The 13,979-nt window shown below is 59.7% G+C and carries 13 protein-coding genes and 1 pseudogene; 7 read left to right on the top strand and 7 right to left on the bottom strand.

All coding sequences use genetic code 11. The annotated features are described in order from the left end of the window. The 3 genes from xerC to AC1MDT_RS21175 all read left to right on the top strand — a co-directional run bounded on the left by xerC (position 1) and on the right by AC1MDT_RS21175 (position 2,844). Entirely contained in the window at positions 1-900 is a 900-nt protein-coding gene (gene xerC, locus AC1MDT_RS21165) for a tyrosine recombinase XerC (protein WP_438658635.1), read from the top strand. Beyond that, on the top strand, positions 897-1,601 hold the full coding sequence (locus tag AC1MDT_RS21170; RefSeq protein ID WP_480418805.1) for an HAD family hydrolase: 705 nt from the start codon (positions 897-899) through the stop codon (positions 1,599-1,601). The genes xerC and AC1MDT_RS21170 overlap by 4 nt, the downstream gene beginning before the upstream one ends. Before the next feature lie 107 nt (positions 1,602-1,708). Continuing rightward, positions 1,709-2,844 (top strand): IS3 family transposase gene (locus tag AC1MDT_RS21175; protein ID WP_480418219.1). Its coding sequence is split into 2 segments (ribosomal slippage): positions 1,709-1,958 and positions 1,958-2,844, totalling 1,137 coding nucleotides; the frame shifts between segments, so codons are not numbered across the junction. A gap of 201 nt (positions 2,845-3,045) precedes the next feature. Here AC1MDT_RS21175 and sutA read toward each other — a convergent pair. The 4 genes from sutA to glnK form a co-directional block, all read right to left on the bottom strand. Beyond that, positions 3,046-3,369: a transcriptional regulator SutA gene (sutA, locus tag AC1MDT_RS21180; protein ID WP_480418806.1), complete on the bottom strand. Its 324-nt coding sequence runs from the start codon at positions 3,367-3,369 to the stop codon at positions 3,046-3,048. Between the two features lie 102 nt (positions 3,370-3,471). Then, positions 3,472-3,897, bottom strand: coding sequence for a secondary thiamine-phosphate synthase enzyme YjbQ (locus tag AC1MDT_RS21185; protein ID WP_414909958.1), 426 nt, complete (start codon positions 3,895-3,897; stop codon positions 3,472-3,474). Between the two features lie 213 nt (positions 3,898-4,110). After that, a complete protein-coding gene (locus tag AC1MDT_RS21190) occupies positions 4,111-5,448 on the bottom strand; it encodes an ammonium transporter (protein WP_480418807.1) in 1,338 nt (445 codons plus the stop codon). Between the two features lie 36 nt (positions 5,449-5,484). Then, positions 5,485-5,823, bottom strand: a complete 339-nt coding sequence (glnK, locus tag AC1MDT_RS21195) for a P-II family nitrogen regulator (protein ID WP_002555808.1) — start codon at positions 5,821-5,823, stop codon at positions 5,485-5,487. 420 nt (positions 5,824-6,243) lie between these two features. Here glnK and AC1MDT_RS21200 point away from each other — a divergent pair, with 420 nt between their 5' ends. Both AC1MDT_RS21200 and AC1MDT_RS21205 read left to right on the top strand, forming a co-directional pair. Next, positions 6,244-6,504, top strand: coding sequence for an accessory factor UbiK family protein (locus AC1MDT_RS21200; RefSeq protein WP_480418808.1), 261 nt, complete (start codon positions 6,244-6,246; stop codon positions 6,502-6,504). A 436-nt stretch (positions 6,505-6,940) separates the two neighbouring features. Further along, a pseudogene (locus AC1MDT_RS21205) lies at positions 6,941-7,462 on the top strand (BRO-N domain-containing protein). An 11-nt stretch (positions 7,463-7,473) separates the two neighbouring features. Here the strand turns inward: AC1MDT_RS21205 and AC1MDT_RS21210 are convergent. Then, a complete protein-coding gene (locus AC1MDT_RS21210) occupies positions 7,474-7,737 on the bottom strand; it encodes a HigA family addiction module antitoxin (RefSeq protein WP_480418809.1) in 264 nt (87 codons plus the stop codon). A 412-nt stretch (positions 7,738-8,149) separates the two neighbouring features. Here AC1MDT_RS21210 and AC1MDT_RS21215 point away from each other — a divergent pair, with 412 nt between their 5' ends. Further along, positions 8,150-9,643, top strand: coding sequence for a YifB family Mg chelatase-like AAA ATPase (locus AC1MDT_RS21215; protein WP_480418810.1), 1,494 nt, complete (start codon positions 8,150-8,152; stop codon positions 9,641-9,643). Positions 9,644-9,688: 45 nt separating this feature from the next. Here AC1MDT_RS21215 and AC1MDT_RS21220 read toward each other — a convergent pair whose 3' ends face one another. Beyond that, positions 9,689-10,609 carry a LysR substrate-binding domain-containing protein gene (locus tag AC1MDT_RS21220; RefSeq protein WP_480418811.1) on the bottom strand — a complete coding sequence of 307 codons (921 nt, stop codon included), beginning with the start codon at positions 10,607-10,609 and terminating at the stop codon, positions 9,689-9,691. Between the two features lie 158 nt (positions 10,610-10,767). On the opposite strand from AC1MDT_RS21220, the gene AC1MDT_RS21225 reads away from it, so the two are divergent. Next, positions 10,768-12,165, top strand: coding sequence for a NorM family multidrug efflux MATE transporter (locus AC1MDT_RS21225; RefSeq protein WP_480418812.1), 1,398 nt, complete (start codon positions 10,768-10,770; stop codon positions 12,163-12,165). Between the two features lie 102 nt (positions 12,166-12,267). On the opposite strand, the gene AC1MDT_RS21230 is transcribed toward AC1MDT_RS21225, so the two are convergent. Beyond that, positions 12,268-13,941 carry a putative bifunctional diguanylate cyclase/phosphodiesterase gene (locus AC1MDT_RS21230; RefSeq protein ID WP_480418813.1) on the bottom strand — a complete coding sequence of 558 codons (1,674 nt, stop codon included), beginning with the start codon at positions 13,939-13,941 and terminating at the stop codon, positions 12,268-12,270. Positions 13,942-13,979: the final 38 nt, after the last annotated feature.

Consider the following 13,979-nt stretch of genomic DNA (forward strand, 5'->3'; position numbering starts at 1 on the left):
GTGGAACGACAACTGGACGCTTACTGCGAACACTTGCGCAGTGAGCGGCAGGTGTCGCCTCACACGCTGTACGCCTACCGCCGCGACCTCGACAAAGTGCTGGGCTGGTGTGTCAAACAGAACATCGGCAGCTGGGCCGCGCTGGACATCCAGCGCCTGCGCAGCCTGATTGCCCGCCTGCATTCACAGGGTCAATCGTCCCGCAGCCTGGCGCGGCTCCTGTCGGCGGTACGTGGGCTTTATCACTATCTGAACCGTGAAGGCCTCTGCGACCACGACCCGGCAAACGGCCTGGCGCCGCCCAAGGGCGAGCGTCGCTTGCCGAAAACCCTCGACACCGACCGCGCGCTGCAATTGCTTGAAGGGGCGGTGGAGGATGATTTTCTGGCGCGTCGGGATCAGGCGATTCTCGAGCTGTTCTATTCCTCCGGATTGCGCTTGTCGGAGCTGACCGGGCTCAACCTCGATCAACTGGATCTGGCAGACGGCATGGTTCAAGTGCTCGGTAAAGGCAGTAAGACCCGTCTTTTACCCGTGGGCAAAAAGGCTCGCGAAGCGCTGGAGCTGTGGTTACCGCTGCGCGCCATGACCAACCCGGCGGACGATGCCGTGTTCGTTAGCCAGCAAGGCCGGCGCCTGGGCCCTCGGGCGATTCAGGTGCGGGTCAAGGCGGCCGGCGAACGCGAGCTGGGACAAAATCTGCATCCACACATGTTGCGACACTCCTTTGCCAGCCACTTGCTGGAGTCCTCCCAGGACCTTCGGGCGGTGCAGGAGTTGCTCGGCCACTCGGACATCAAGACCACCCAGATCTATACCCACCTGGACTTCCAGCACCTGGCAACGGTCTACGACAGCGCCCATCCACGGGCCAAACGCATTAAGGGCGATGATTCATGACCATCCAATTGATCACCTTCGACCTCGACGACACCCTGTGGGATACCGCCCCGGTGATCGTCAGCGCCGAAGCCGTTTTGCGCGAATGGCTGACCGAACATGCACCGAACCTTGGCGCGGTCCCGGTGGAACATTTGTGGACCATTCGTGAGCGGATCCTGAGCAGTGAACCGCAACTCAAACATCGCATCAGCGCCTTGCGCCGACGAGTGCTGTTCCATGCACTGGAAGAGGCCGGCTATGACCATCGCCAGGCTTCAGATCTGGCCGATCAGAGCTTTGAAGTGTTCCTGCATGCGCGACATCAGATCGAAGTATTCCCTGAAGTCGAGCCGACGCTGGAGATTCTGGCCAAGCACTATGCCCTCGGCGTGGTCACCAACGGCAATGCCGATGTGCGTCGACTGGGCCTTGCGGATTACTTCAGATTTGCCTTGTGCGCCGAAGACATCGGCATCGCCAAACCGGATGCGCGACTGTTTCACGAGGCGTTGCAGCGGGGCGGCGCTACTGCCCAGGCAGCGGTGCATATTGGCGATCATCCGGGTGATGACATTGCCGGCGCCCAGCAGGCAGGGTTGCGGGCGATCTGGTTTAACCCGGCGGGCAAACTGTGGGAAGCGCAGAAGGCACCGGATGCGGAAATCCGCAGCCTCACCGAGCTGCCGGCTTTGTTGGCGCGGTGGAACGCCCGACACTGACCTTGAATTCACACCCACCCCTGTGGGAGCGAGCCTGAACTGGCCTAATGATTTTGGACACCTCAATCGGGCGCTATGATGGCGCCCAAATCTGAGGTGTTTTGGATATGCGGAAATCTTACTCGAGTGAGTTCAAGCTCAAGGCTGCCAGCATGGTGCTGGACGAAGGACAATCGGTTCCCGAGGTCTGTGCCAGTTTGGATATTGGTCCCACGGCCTTGCGCCGCTGGGTCGATCAGGTTCGTAAGGAGCGCTTGGGTTCGACCCCGGTAGGAGCCAAGGCGATTACCGCTGATCAGCGAGAGATCCAGAAGCTTAAAGCGTTGCTCCGGCAAAAAGACCTGGATATCGAAATCCTAAAAAAGGCCAGTGCTCTCCTGCTTTTGGACGCCAAAGATCATTCTCGTTGATCTGCGAGCTGGACGAGCAGTACGGCGTTAACAATTGCTGCCGAGCGTTTGGCATCAATCGCAGCAGCTTTTACGCCTGGCGTCAGCGCCAAGGCAAAGTGAATCCCGAGCGGGAGAGGCTCAAAGCCGTGCTGGTCAAGCATCACAGGGCGTCAAGAGCCTCTGCGGGGTCGCGGACTCTGGCCAAGGAGCTGCAAGAGAAAGGGCACCGCATCGGGCGGTATTTGGCCCGCAGTTTGATGCGCGAAACCGGCATCACCAGTCGCCAGCGCAGGCGCCATAAGTACAAGTCGCCTGGCGTGGAGGCGTTGGTGGCGCCGCACGTACTCAAGCGCAAGTTTGATGTTAAAGCGGTCAATCAGGTGTGGTGTGGCGACGTGACATACATCAAGGTTGGTAAGCGGTGGCTGTATTTCGCGGCGGTTCTGGATCTGTACGCTCGTCGCGTTGTGGGTTGGTCGTTTTCGATGATCTCCGATGCTTCGCTGACCTGCGAGGCCTTACGGATGGCGGTTGAGCTACGAGGTCGACCCAAAGACGTGCTGTTTCACTCCGATCAAGGCTGTCAGTACACCAGCCATAAGTTCAGGAACGAGCTATTGGAGTATGGCCTGCGGCAAAGCATGAGTCGTAAAGGCGAGTGCTGGGACAACGCCCCTATGGAGCGTTTCTTTGGCAGTTTGAAATCAGAATGGGTGCCTGAAACCGGCTACGAATCGGAACATGAGGCCCGAGCGGATGTGCAGCGCTACGTATCGCGTTACAACACCACCAGGCCTCATAGCTACAACGATTATCGATCGCCAGTCGCTAGAGAGAGACTGGCTGCGTGAAACCTTAAACGGTGTCCAAGATTACTTGACCAGTTCAGCCTGCTCGCGATAGCGGTGGGTCAGTCGACATCGATGTTGAATGTGACGGCCTCTTCGCCGGAACGCCGCCCGGAGCCGGCTCGCTCCCACAGGGAGTTTTGTTTCCCCCATAAAAAAGCCCGCAGCGACGGCGGGCTTTTTCAGCAAGCAAGTAGCTGGCGCTTAAATAGGCCGACTACCGTACTTGTTGTCAGGCTTCTTGGGAGGATCGGCGACCACGTTGGCCTCCACTTCCTGCACCTTGCCGCCCTTGGCCAGGAACTCTTCCATAGCCCGCGCCAGAGCATCACGCTCTTTGTTTTTCGCTTCGACGCTCGGCAGCTCATCGACCGATACCGCTGCCTTGGCCTTGCCTTTGGCGGTCGGAGCGGGCGCATCACCGCCGTCGTCTTCAGCGACATCTTCCACCGCTGCTTCCAGACCTTCTTCGGTTTCGTCGTCGTCGCCTACTTCGAGGTCGTCGTTTTCCAGATCATCGTCGCTCATGTTCTACCTCATGACTTGCGAAAAGCAGATTAGTTATAGCCCAGCTTCGCCGTCTGTCGACGGCCACCGGAAAAAATTCCACAGCCATTGGAGACCAACGGCTTATGCCTCTTCACCGTGCACGGTGGCGAGGACTTTACGGGCACCGCCAGAATCACGGTGCTCGCCCAGATAAACGCCTTGCCAGGTCCCTAGCGCCAATCGGCCTGCCGAAATCGGCAAACTGAGCTGACAGCCAAGCACGCTGGCCTTGAAGTGCGCCGGGAGGTCGTCCAGGCCTTCGTCGTTATGCTCATAGCCGTCTGCTCCTTGTGGGATCAGACGATTGAAAAATCGTTCGAAGTCGCGACGCACCGCCGGATCGGCGTTCTCGTTGATGGTCAACGACGCCGAGGTATGCTGCAGCCACAAATGCAACAGACCGACCCGACACGCCTTGAGTTCAGGCAGGCCGGCGAGTAACTCGTCCGTTACCAGATGAAAGCCCCGGGGCCTCGCCCGCAGGGTAATCAGAGTCTGTTGCCACATACAGTTCTCCGCACGTTCGGGGCGCATTCTAGCGCGCTCTGGGAAAAAACAAAGGCCCTAATATTCCTTCCATCACGTAAGCCATTGGCCGCAGAAAAATGCCCACCGTAAACGCAGCCCAAGCTGTAACAAAAAACCTTTCAGCTACTTCTTCAATGACAAATTCCGGACAAAAAAATGCCCGGCAAGCCGGGCAAGTTTTCTATGCGCGTCTTACATGTTGTAGCCGCGTTCGTTGTGAAGCGCCAGGTCGATGCCGACAGCCTCTTCTTCTTCCGTGATACGCAGGCCCATGACAGCGTCCAGGACCTTGAGAATGATGAAGGTGGCGATTGCGGTGTAGATCACCGTGAAGCCCACACCTTTGCACTGAATCCAGACTTGTGCGGCGATGTCGGTAACGGTGCCGAAACCACCCAGGGACGGTGCAGCAAACACACCGGTCAGGATCGCACCGAGAATGCCGCCGATGCCGTGTACGCCAAAGGCGTCCAGGGAATCGTCATAGCCGAGTTTGCGTTTCAGCGTAGTGGCGCAGAAGAAGCACACCACACCCGCTGCCAGACCGATCACCAGAGCGCCCATCGGGCCTACGGTGCCAGCGGCCGGAGTGATTGCCACCAGACCGGCGACCACACCCGAAGCAATACCCAGTGCGCTAGGTTTGCCGTGAGTCATCCACTCAGCGAACATCCAGCCCAGCGCAGCGGCAGCGGTTGCGATCTGGGTGACCAGCATCGCCATACCGGCAGTGCCGTTGGCTGCAGCGGCGGAACCGGCGTTGAAGCCGAACCAGCCGACCCACAACATCGCGGCCCCCATCAGGGTATAACCGAGGTTGTGCGGCGCCATCGGAGTGGTTGGGAAGCCTTTGCGCTTGCCCATTACCAGCGCAGCAATCAGACCGGCCACACCGGCGTTGATGTGCACCACGGTGCCGCCCGCGAAGTCGAGCACGCCCCAGTCGCCCAACAGCGAACCCGGACCGCTCCAGACCATATGCGCGATCGGCGCGTAAACCAGCGTCAGCCAGAGGCCTGTGAACACCAGCATCGAGGAGAACTTCATCCGCTCAGCGAACGCACCGACGATCAGGGCCGGGGTGATGATCGCAAAGGTCATCTGATAGGTGACGAACACCGCCTCAGGGAACAGCGCTGTAGGCCCGGTAATACTGGCAGGCGTGATGCCGGCGAGGAAGGCCTTGGCGAAGCTGCCGACAAAGGAGTTGAGGTTGACGACGTTGAGTTCCATCCCCGTGGTATCAAACGCCATGCTGTAGCCATAAACGAACCACAGGATGGTGACCAACGCGGTAATGGCGAAGCACTGCATCATCACGGAAAGAACGTTTTTGGAGCGAACCATACCGCCGTAGAACAGCGCGAGGCCGGGAATGGTCATGAACAGCACGAGAGCAGTAGAGATCAGCATCCAGGCGGTATCGCCGGAGTTGAGGACTGGAGGCGCCACCGGATCTGCCGCCATGGCCAGGCCGGGCATTACGATGGACAACAGGGCTCCAAGCCCTGCGAATTTACGCAGAGTCATATTGTTTTCTCCTGGGGCGTTGGGGTTTTTGGCGGCTTAGATTGCGTCGGTATCGGTTTCGCCGGTACGGATGCGAATCGCCTGTTCCAGATTGACCACGAAGATCTTGCCGTCACCGATCTTGCCGGTATTGGCTGCCTTGGTTATCGCCTCGATAACCCGGTCAAGATCCTTGTCGTCAATGGCGACATCGATCTTCACCTTAGGCAGGAAATCGACCACATATTCCGCGCCGCGATACAGCTCGGTGTGACCCTTCTGCCGACCGAAGCCTTTGACTTCAGTAACGGTAATGCCCTGCACGCCGATCTCGGACAGCGACTCGCGTACGTCGTCCAGTTTGAACGGCTTGATGATGGCAGTGACTAGCTTCATGAAAACTCTCTCCCGAATTGGTGGACTTGCCCCAGGAAAACAAACCCGTCTCAAGTCTAAGCGCAGTGCCTGGCTTTGTAACGCATCGTCGGCCTTACCTGCCCGTCCGACGCCTGCTAACCACTCCGCACGAAACGCTTTCCCCCGTTTCGCTTGGCGCACTGCATTCGTCACAGCGACTGCATTCGTGCATGGGTCACCAGGGACTAAGCAGAAAGCTTGCCATCTCCACAAAACGGCCTGTTTTCAATACCTTGAGCGCAGATACCCCCCACTTGGCTACAACAATCGCCGTCTTACGCACAACAACGGTGCGATGCCGTCCGTCCGTATGCGCGAAAAGCGTGCGCCTTCGACCTGCGCAAATGACTATAGACACTGCGTGATACACTGCCCGCCATTGTTTCCAGGACATTTCCCATGCTCGCGCCCAAAGACTTCCTCGACGCCCTGAGCGGCACCGCCTCCCGCCTTTTCAGCGGCGAAACCCCACTGCCAAAAAGCGAAATCGAAAGCCAGTTCAAGGCGTTGCTGCAGAGCGCCTTCAGCAAACTGGACCTGGTTAGCCGGGAAGAATTTGATAGCCAGATGGTCGTGCTGGCGCGGACTCGGGCACGATTGGAAAGCCTGGAAGCGAAGGTCGCTGAGCTGGAAGCGAAGCTCAACCCACCGACCGAGTAACGCCCCATATCCCACTTTTGAAACCCAATCCACTGTGGGAGCGAGCCTGCTCGCGAAAAGGTCGGAACGACCTTCAGATTTACCTGTAGGAGCTGCCGCAGGCTGCGATCTTTTGATCTCAAACCTCGCAAAAATCCCGGCAACGTCCTACAAGAAAACCACCGCCGTCCGATTGCGCCGCAAAGCTCTGGTTCCTAAGCTCACCCAATGCTGAATATTCAGCACTGGGTTTGGCGACCCGGATACCCCCGATGCACCGCGACCACATTCAGACTGGGAGTTTTCCCATCTCGAGTTATGGCGGCTGTGCGTGGGAGACCTTCGGGTCTGCCGGATTTCGGGGTTCACCGGTTCGCCAACCCGCGCATAGCTGCCACCCTTTTCGTTTGGCGACGATCAGAGGCAGTTTTCTTCACTCGACCCCGAGAACTGCACGATGGACGAAAACTATTTAACCCCCCACGTCTTCACCCGCCACAAACTCCACCTCCACGCCCTCCTCCTTGAAAACCAACCCTGATTCAGCGCCCGCGACCTCGGCCGCCTCCTGCGCCTTTACCTCGACGAACGCGCCGTCCGAAAACTCGACCCCGACCAGCGCCAAACCGCACGAATGCTCATCCACGGCAGCATCGAAAACACCCTGCTGATCAGCGAGTCCGGCGTCTACGCCCTACTGGTCTACCACTACTGCCCCGAATACCGAGGCCTGCGCGAATGGCTGACCCACGACGTGGTGCCAGCCCTGAGAGACGCTGAGCAATCGACCTCAACCGAACGCCCGATCCTGAGCCTGCTGAACTGGCCGGAGATGTCATTGAGTTTGCTGCATTGGAATAATCAGCCGTGGATTCGGTTACAGGATGTTCCGCATATGTCGCAGCGCGGGGAGCAGCCACGGGACGCAGTTAATACACCGTGGTGGAAACGAGCTTCGCGGGCACTGCAATCGCTGTAGGTACTCGAAACTCATCCACGTCCGATTTCGGCGACGCGCATATCGTATGTCGACTGCAGATTCAGCCAGAATTCGGGCGTGGTGCTCAGGCAAATGGATAGGCACTTGGCAAGGTCACAGCTAACAACTCTGTTCTGCGCCACCAGCTGGGTCACTTCAAACCTGAATTCACTCGACCAGCAATCTGAATCAGCCATCGAAATACCCAACGGCTCAAGAAACTCCTTTTCTAGGATTTCTCCGGGATGGATCGGCCGCATTCCATTAGTCTTCATTTTGCCTCCTGAAGGTCTGATCTGCTGTGAGCATAAGCATCAACCTCCAACACACAAGAGCGCCTGCATCCTTTAGCCAAAGTCCTTCAACTATCTCGGCACGGTCCTACAAAAGGCCTGCGTCAGTTAGCCAACTCCAGCTTCGACGCGAACTGAGTAGCAGCTGCCGAAGGCTGCGTTCGGCTGCGCAGCAGTCGTAAAATTGCAGAACGCGGAGTGTCAGGCAGACTTTTCCAGCAGGTTTCACGACTGCGGCGCAGCCGAACGCAGGCTGCGCCAGCTGCTACAGATCGTGCATTCCAGCAACATCCTGCGAAGGTTTCCCTCATCTCCAACCGCGCTCAATTCAGACTCCACGACTACCCTTCAAAAGACCGCAGGAAGCGGCTCCCGTAAAGCTCAAGGAACGACCATGTCCCTCTCCATCGTCCACAGCCGCGCCCAAATTGGCGTGGATGCGCCCGCCGTTACCGTAGAAGTCCATCTGGCCAACGGTTTGCCGTCGCTGACCATGGTCGGTCTGCCCGAAGCAGCGGTGAAGGAAAGCAAGGATCGGGTGCGTAGCGCGATCATCAATTCGGGGCTGCAATTTCCGGCGCGGCGGATCACGTTGAATCTCGCTCCGGCTGATTTACCCAAGGACGGCGGGCGGTTCGATTTGGCGATTGCCTTGGGGATTCTCTCGGCCAGCGTGCAGGTGCCGACGTTAACGCTGGATGATATCGAGTGCCTGGGAGAGTTGGCGCTTTCAGGCGCGGTACGTGCCGTGAGGGGCGTGTTGCCGGCCGCCCTGGCGGCGCGCAAGGCCGGGCGTTCGTTGATGGTGCCTCGAGCGAATGCCGAGGAGGCGTGCCTGGCATCGGGCTTGAAGGTCATTGCGGTGGATCATCTGCTGGAAGCCGTTGCGCATTTCAATGGCCACACGCCCATCGAGCCTTATGTTTCAGATGGGCTGATGCATGCCAGCATGCCCTACCCCGATTTGAATGAAGTGCAGGGGCAACTCTCGGCGAAACGGGCCTTGCTGATTGCGGCGGCAGGCGCTCATAACCTGTTGTTCAGCGGACCACCGGGAACCGGAAAAACCCTGCTGGCGAGTCGACTTCCCGGGCTTTTACCGCCACTGGCCGAGAGCGAAGCGCTGGAAGTTGCAGCGATCAAGTCGGTGGTCAGCTGCGTTCCCTTGAGCCACTGGCCACAGCGCCCTTTCAGACAACCGCATCACTCGGCATCGGGGCCGGCACTGGTGGGTGGCGGCTCGAAACCCCAACCCGGCGAAATCACCCTCGCCCACCATGGCGTGCTGTTTCTCGATGAGCTTCCAGAGTTTGATCGCAAGGTCCTGGAGGTATTAAGAGAGCCAATGGAATCCGGTCATATTGTGATATCCCGCGCCAAGGATCGCGTCCGTTTCCCGGCCCGGTTTCAACTGGTTGCAGCGATGAATCCCTGCCCCTGTGGATACCTTGGCGACCCGAGTGGTCGTTGCTCCTGCACCCCGGACATGGTGCAACGCTACCGCAACAAACTTTCCGGTCCGTTGCTCGATCGAATCGACCTGCACCTGACCGTTGCCCGCGAAGCCACGGCCCTAAATCCGGCGCTCAAACCCGGCGACAACACCGCCACCGCCGCCGCTCTGGTTGCCGATGCCAGGGAGCGGCAACACAAACGCCAAAGCTGTGCCAACGCCTTCCTTGATCTGCCGGGCCTGCGCAAGCATTGCAAGTTATCCACAGTCGACCAAACCTGGCTGGAGACAGCGTGTGAACGGTTGACCTTGTCGCTAAGGTCCGCCCATCGACTGCTCAAGGTTGCGCGCACCCTGGCTGACCTTGAGCAGGTCGATGGCATTACCCGTGAGCATCTGGCAGAGGCGTTGCAGTATCGGCCGGCGACTCAATGAATGTCGAAATCGAATCGTCCCCTTCGCGAGCAGGCTCGCTCCCACTCAGCTCAAGTGCTCGACGGCTGGCAACTCCATGGCCCGGACCTCGCTTTGCAGGAAGTCGCTGAGACGGCGTAAACGTTCGCCTCCCGGGCGCGTTTTCGGCCAGACGAGGTAATAATTCTCACCGCTGGCGACGGCGGTCGGCCACGGCAAGCTCAGACGCCCCTGGGCCACGTCCTCGGCCACCATCAGCAAATCCCCCATCGACACCCCATAACCCCGTGCGGCGGCAATCATGCCTAGCTCCAGGGTGTCGAACACCTGCCCGCCCTTCAGGGATACCCGGTCCGTCAGCCCCATGCGCTCCAGCCAATTGCGCCAGTCGCGCCGATCCGGTGTCGGGTGCAGCAGTTCGGCGGAGCACAGTCGGGCGACATCCCATGGTTGATCCTTCAGAAGATTCGGCGCGCCCACCGGAATCAGCTCTTCGGGGAACAGGAAAGTGGCCTCCCAGTCCGGTGGAAAGTTTCCGTTGCTGAGAATAACGGCGCAGTCGAAGGGTTCATGATTGAAGTCCACCGAGTCGACGTCCATCCAGGCGCTGGTCAACTGCACCTCGTTGCCTGGCTGCAAATGGCGGAAACGGCTGAGGCGCGCCAGCAACCAGCGCATGGTCAGGGTGGACGGGGCTTTCATGCGCAGGATGTCATCTTCGGCGCGCAAGGTATTACAGGCCCGCTCCAGCGCGGTGAAACCTTCGCGAATACCCGGCAGGATCAACCGCGCCGACTCGGTCAGTTGCAGGTTGCGCCCACTGCGATGAAACAGCCGACAGGCGAAATGCTCTTCGAGCGTACGAATGTGCCGACTGACCGCACTTTGTGTGATCGACAGCTCTTCCGCAGCCCGGGTAAACGAGCTATGACGCGCCGCCGCTTCGAAGGCTCGAAGGGCATACAAAGGAGGAAGACGACGGGACATCAGGAAGGCTCCTACAGCGCAATGGCGCCAACTTATCAGAAACTCCGCAGGATGAGTTTTAATCATGCCACTCATCCTTATTATCCCTTTGTGAAAACCCCGCAGAGCGCCGAGAATCGACGCTTTCCTGTCCTCTTTGTTAAACGAGCGTGATGATCATGCAACATCCAGCGCGTAAAGAACTCTGGGCCATCCTGCGGCTGGCGGGGCCGTTGATTGCCTCGCAGTTGGCGCACATGCTGATGGTCCTCACCGACACCTTGATGATGGCGCGCCTGAGTCCCGAGGCACTCGCCGGAGGCGGCCTGGGCGCGGCGACTTATACGTTCGTGTCGATTTTCTGTATTGGCGTCATTGCGGCGGTCGGCACCCTGGTGGCGATTCGTCAGGGTGCCGGCGACATCGTCGGCGCCACACGGCTGACCCAGGCCGGGTTGTGGCTGGCGTGGTTGATGGCGTTGGTGGCCGGGCTACTGCTGTGGAACCTTAAACCGGTGTTGCTGCTGTTCGGCCAGACGGAGACCAACGTCCACTCAGCCGGACAGTTCCTGCTGATCCTGCCATTCGCCCTGCCCGGTTACCTGACCTTCATGGCCTTGCGCGGTTTCACCAGCGCCATCGGCCGGGCAACGCCGGTAATGGTCATCAGCCTCGGCGGTACAGTGGCCAACTTCGTGCTCAACTATGCGTTGATCACCGGTATGTTTGGTCTGCCGAAACTGGGCCTGATGGGCATCGGGCTGGTCACGGCCATTGTCGCCAACTGCATGGCCCTTGCGCTGGCCTGGCACATCCGTCGGCATCCGGCCTACGACGCTTATCCGCTGCGCCAGGGGCTGTCGCGACCCAACCGGCAGTATTTGAAGGAGCTGTGGCGCCTGGGACTGCCGATCGGTGGCACCTACGCGGTGGAAGTCGGGCTATTCGCGTTCGCCGCGCTGTGCATGGGCACCATGGGCAGCACGCAACTGGGCGCCCATCAGATTGCGCTGCAAATTGTCTCGGTGGCGTTCATGGTGCCGGCGGGGATTTCCTATGCGATCACCATGCGCATCGGCCAGCACTACGGCGCCGGGCAGTTACTGGATGCGCGGTTGGCCGGACGGGTCGGGATCGCTTTCGGGGCGGCGTCGATGCTCGCCTTCGCAATGGTTTTTTGGCTGCTGCCGCATCAGTTGATCGGTTTGTTCCTCGATCAAAACGACCCGGCGTTTCGCGACGTCATCAATCTGGCTGTAAGCCTGTTGGCGGTGGCGGCATGGTTCGAGCTGTTCGACGGCACGCAAACCATCGCCATGGGCTGCATTCGCGGGCTCAAGGATGCCAAGACTACGTTTCTGGTCGGGCTGGGCTGCTATTGGTTGATTGGCGCGCCGGCCGCCTGGTGGATGGCCTTCCATTTGAACTGGGGGCCAACGGGCGTCTGGTGGGGGTTGGCGTTGGGGTTGGCGTGCGCGGCGGTGAGCCTGACGCTGGCGTTTGAGTGGAAGATGAAGCGGATGATCAGTCGGAAGCCGTCATCGCAAGCAAGTTTCCAGATGGCCCAGCCAGACTGAGATCCCCCTGTAGGAGCGAGCTTGCTCGCGAAGGTGTGTCAGGCACATAGGTGTTAACTGACCCACCATCGCGAGCAAGCTCGCTCCTACAAAAGGTTCGTGTTAGCTCACGACTTCCCGGGCGGCCTGCTGGCCACTGCCAAAGCTCAAGTACTCAACCAGATCCACCAACGGCAACGGCTTGCTGATCAAATACCCCTGCACCTGATCACAACCAAACCCGCGCAACAAATCCAGCTGCTCGGGTGTTTCCACGCCCTCGGCGACCACTTCCAGGTTCAGGTTGTGCGCCAGGTTGATCATGGCGTGGACCAGTTTTCGATTCTCTTCGCGCTCCTCCATGCCGCCGACAAAACTCTTGTCGACCTTCAGCAAGGCAATCGGCAGGCTGTTGAGGTGCACGAAGGAAGAGAAGCCCGTGCCAAAGTCGTCCAGGGAGAAGCGCACACCCAGACGCCCAAGGGCATCCATGGTCTGCTTCACCAGATCGCTGCGGCGCATGACCGCGGTTTCGGTCAGTTCGAATTCCAGCCATTGCGCTTCGACACCGCGCTCGCTAATCAAGCGGCTCAACGTCGAGAGTAACTGGCTGTCCTGGAACTGCCGGAATGAGAGGTTGATCGCCATGTGCAACGCGGGCAGGCCCAGTTCGCGCAGCGCCTGCATGTCCCGCAGTGCCCGGGAAATGACCCAATAACCGAGCGGAACGATCAAACCGCTTTGCTCGGCCAGCGGCACAAATTCGCTTGGGGGCAGCAGCCCGCGCTCCGCATGACGCCAGCGCACCAAGGCTTCGAGGCCGACGATCTGTCCGTCCTCAAGGTTCAGCCGTGGCTGGTAGTGCAGTTCCAGTTCATCGCGGCGCAAGGCCCGGCGCAGCTCGCTTTCGAGGTCAGCGATGCTACGGGCATTGCGATTGATGCGTTCGTTGAAGATGTGAAAGGTGCAGCCCTGTGTGCTCTTGGCCTGTTGCATGGCGATGTGCGCATGCCACATCAGCGGGTCGGCACCGGCCTGGGCCCGGGCATGGGCGATGCCAAGGCTTGAACCGATCAACAGGCTTTCGCCATCGACCCAATAGGGTTCGGCCAGTGCTTCGGTGATGCGTTCGGCCATCCACTCGGCGCGCTGAGGGGCGCGGCGGGTGTCGATCAGCAGGGCAAATTCATCGCTGCCCAGCCGCGCCAGTTGATCGCCGGCCTCAAGCTGGCTTTTCAGCCGCGCGACCACTTGCAGGATCAACCGGTCCCCCGCCTGATGGCCCAGGGCGTCGTTGGCGTGACGAAAGTTGTCGAGGTCGAGGTGACCGAGGGCCAGGCCGCGGCCGTCATTATCCGCCAGCCGCGCGGCCAGCAGAGTCTGGAAACCCTGGCGGTTGGCGATGCCGGTGAGCGGGTCTTGCTCGGCCAGGCGTTGCAAGGTGTTTTCCAGCACGCCGCGCTCACGCACATGGCGCAGGCAACGGCGCAACATGCCCGGGTCGAGGTGATCACGCACTAACCAGTCGCTCACGCCATCGGGTGGCGACAGCGGCTCTTGTTCGAGCAGCAATACCGTCGGCAAATTGCAACGACCGGGCGCTGGCTGAAGGGCCGGGATCGTCAGCAACACCGCGCTGCGGTTGTCATCGAACAGAGTGCTGACCGACTCCCAGCTCGGAGCGCTGATGAGCACGGCCGAGCTCCCCATCGGAGCCAGACACTCGCGCAACAACGCTGCCCACGCTGGCTCTTCGGCCAGTAGCAGCAAACGCAAGGGTTCGACAGGCGTAGACAAGCTAGCTCCCTAGACTCTGCAATGATGTAGGCGGCGGG

The organism is Pseudomonas sp. ASL7, from assembly GCF_056680375.1.

Excerpts from the sequence above, each read along its gene's own strand:
- AC1MDT_RS21225 (WP_480418812.1), top strand. The coding sequence starts at position 10,768 with ATGCAACATCCAGCGCGTAAAGAACTCTGGGCCATCCTGCGGCTGGCG.
- AC1MDT_RS21185 (WP_414909958.1), bottom strand. The coding sequence starts at position 3,897 with ATGTGGCAACAGACTCTGATTACCCTGCGGGCGAGGCCCCGGGGCTTT.
- glnK (WP_002555808.1), bottom strand. The coding sequence starts at position 5,823 with ATGAAGCTAGTCACTGCCATCATCAAGCCGTTCAAACTGGACGACGTA.
- AC1MDT_RS21220 (WP_480418811.1), bottom strand. The coding sequence starts at position 10,609 with ATGTCCCGTCGTCTTCCTCCTTTGTATGCCCTTCGAGCCTTCGAAGCG.
- AC1MDT_RS21210 (WP_480418809.1), bottom strand. The coding sequence starts at position 7,737 with ATGAAGACTAATGGAATGCGGCCGATCCATCCCGGAGAAATCCTAGAA.
- sutA (WP_480418806.1), bottom strand. The coding sequence starts at position 3,369 with ATGAGCGACGATGATCTGGAAAACGACGACCTCGAAGTAGGCGACGAC.
- AC1MDT_RS21200 (WP_480418808.1), top strand. The coding sequence starts at position 6,244 with ATGCTCGCGCCCAAAGACTTCCTCGACGCCCTGAGCGGCACCGCCTCC.
- AC1MDT_RS21170 (WP_480418805.1), top strand. The coding sequence starts at position 897 with ATGACCATCCAATTGATCACCTTCGACCTCGACGACACCCTGTGGGAT.
- AC1MDT_RS21190 (WP_480418807.1), bottom strand. The coding sequence starts at position 5,448 with ATGACTCTGCGTAAATTCGCAGGGCTTGGAGCCCTGTTGTCCATCGTA.
- AC1MDT_RS21215 (WP_480418810.1), top strand. The coding sequence starts at position 8,150 with ATGTCCCTCTCCATCGTCCACAGCCGCGCCCAAATTGGCGTGGATGCG.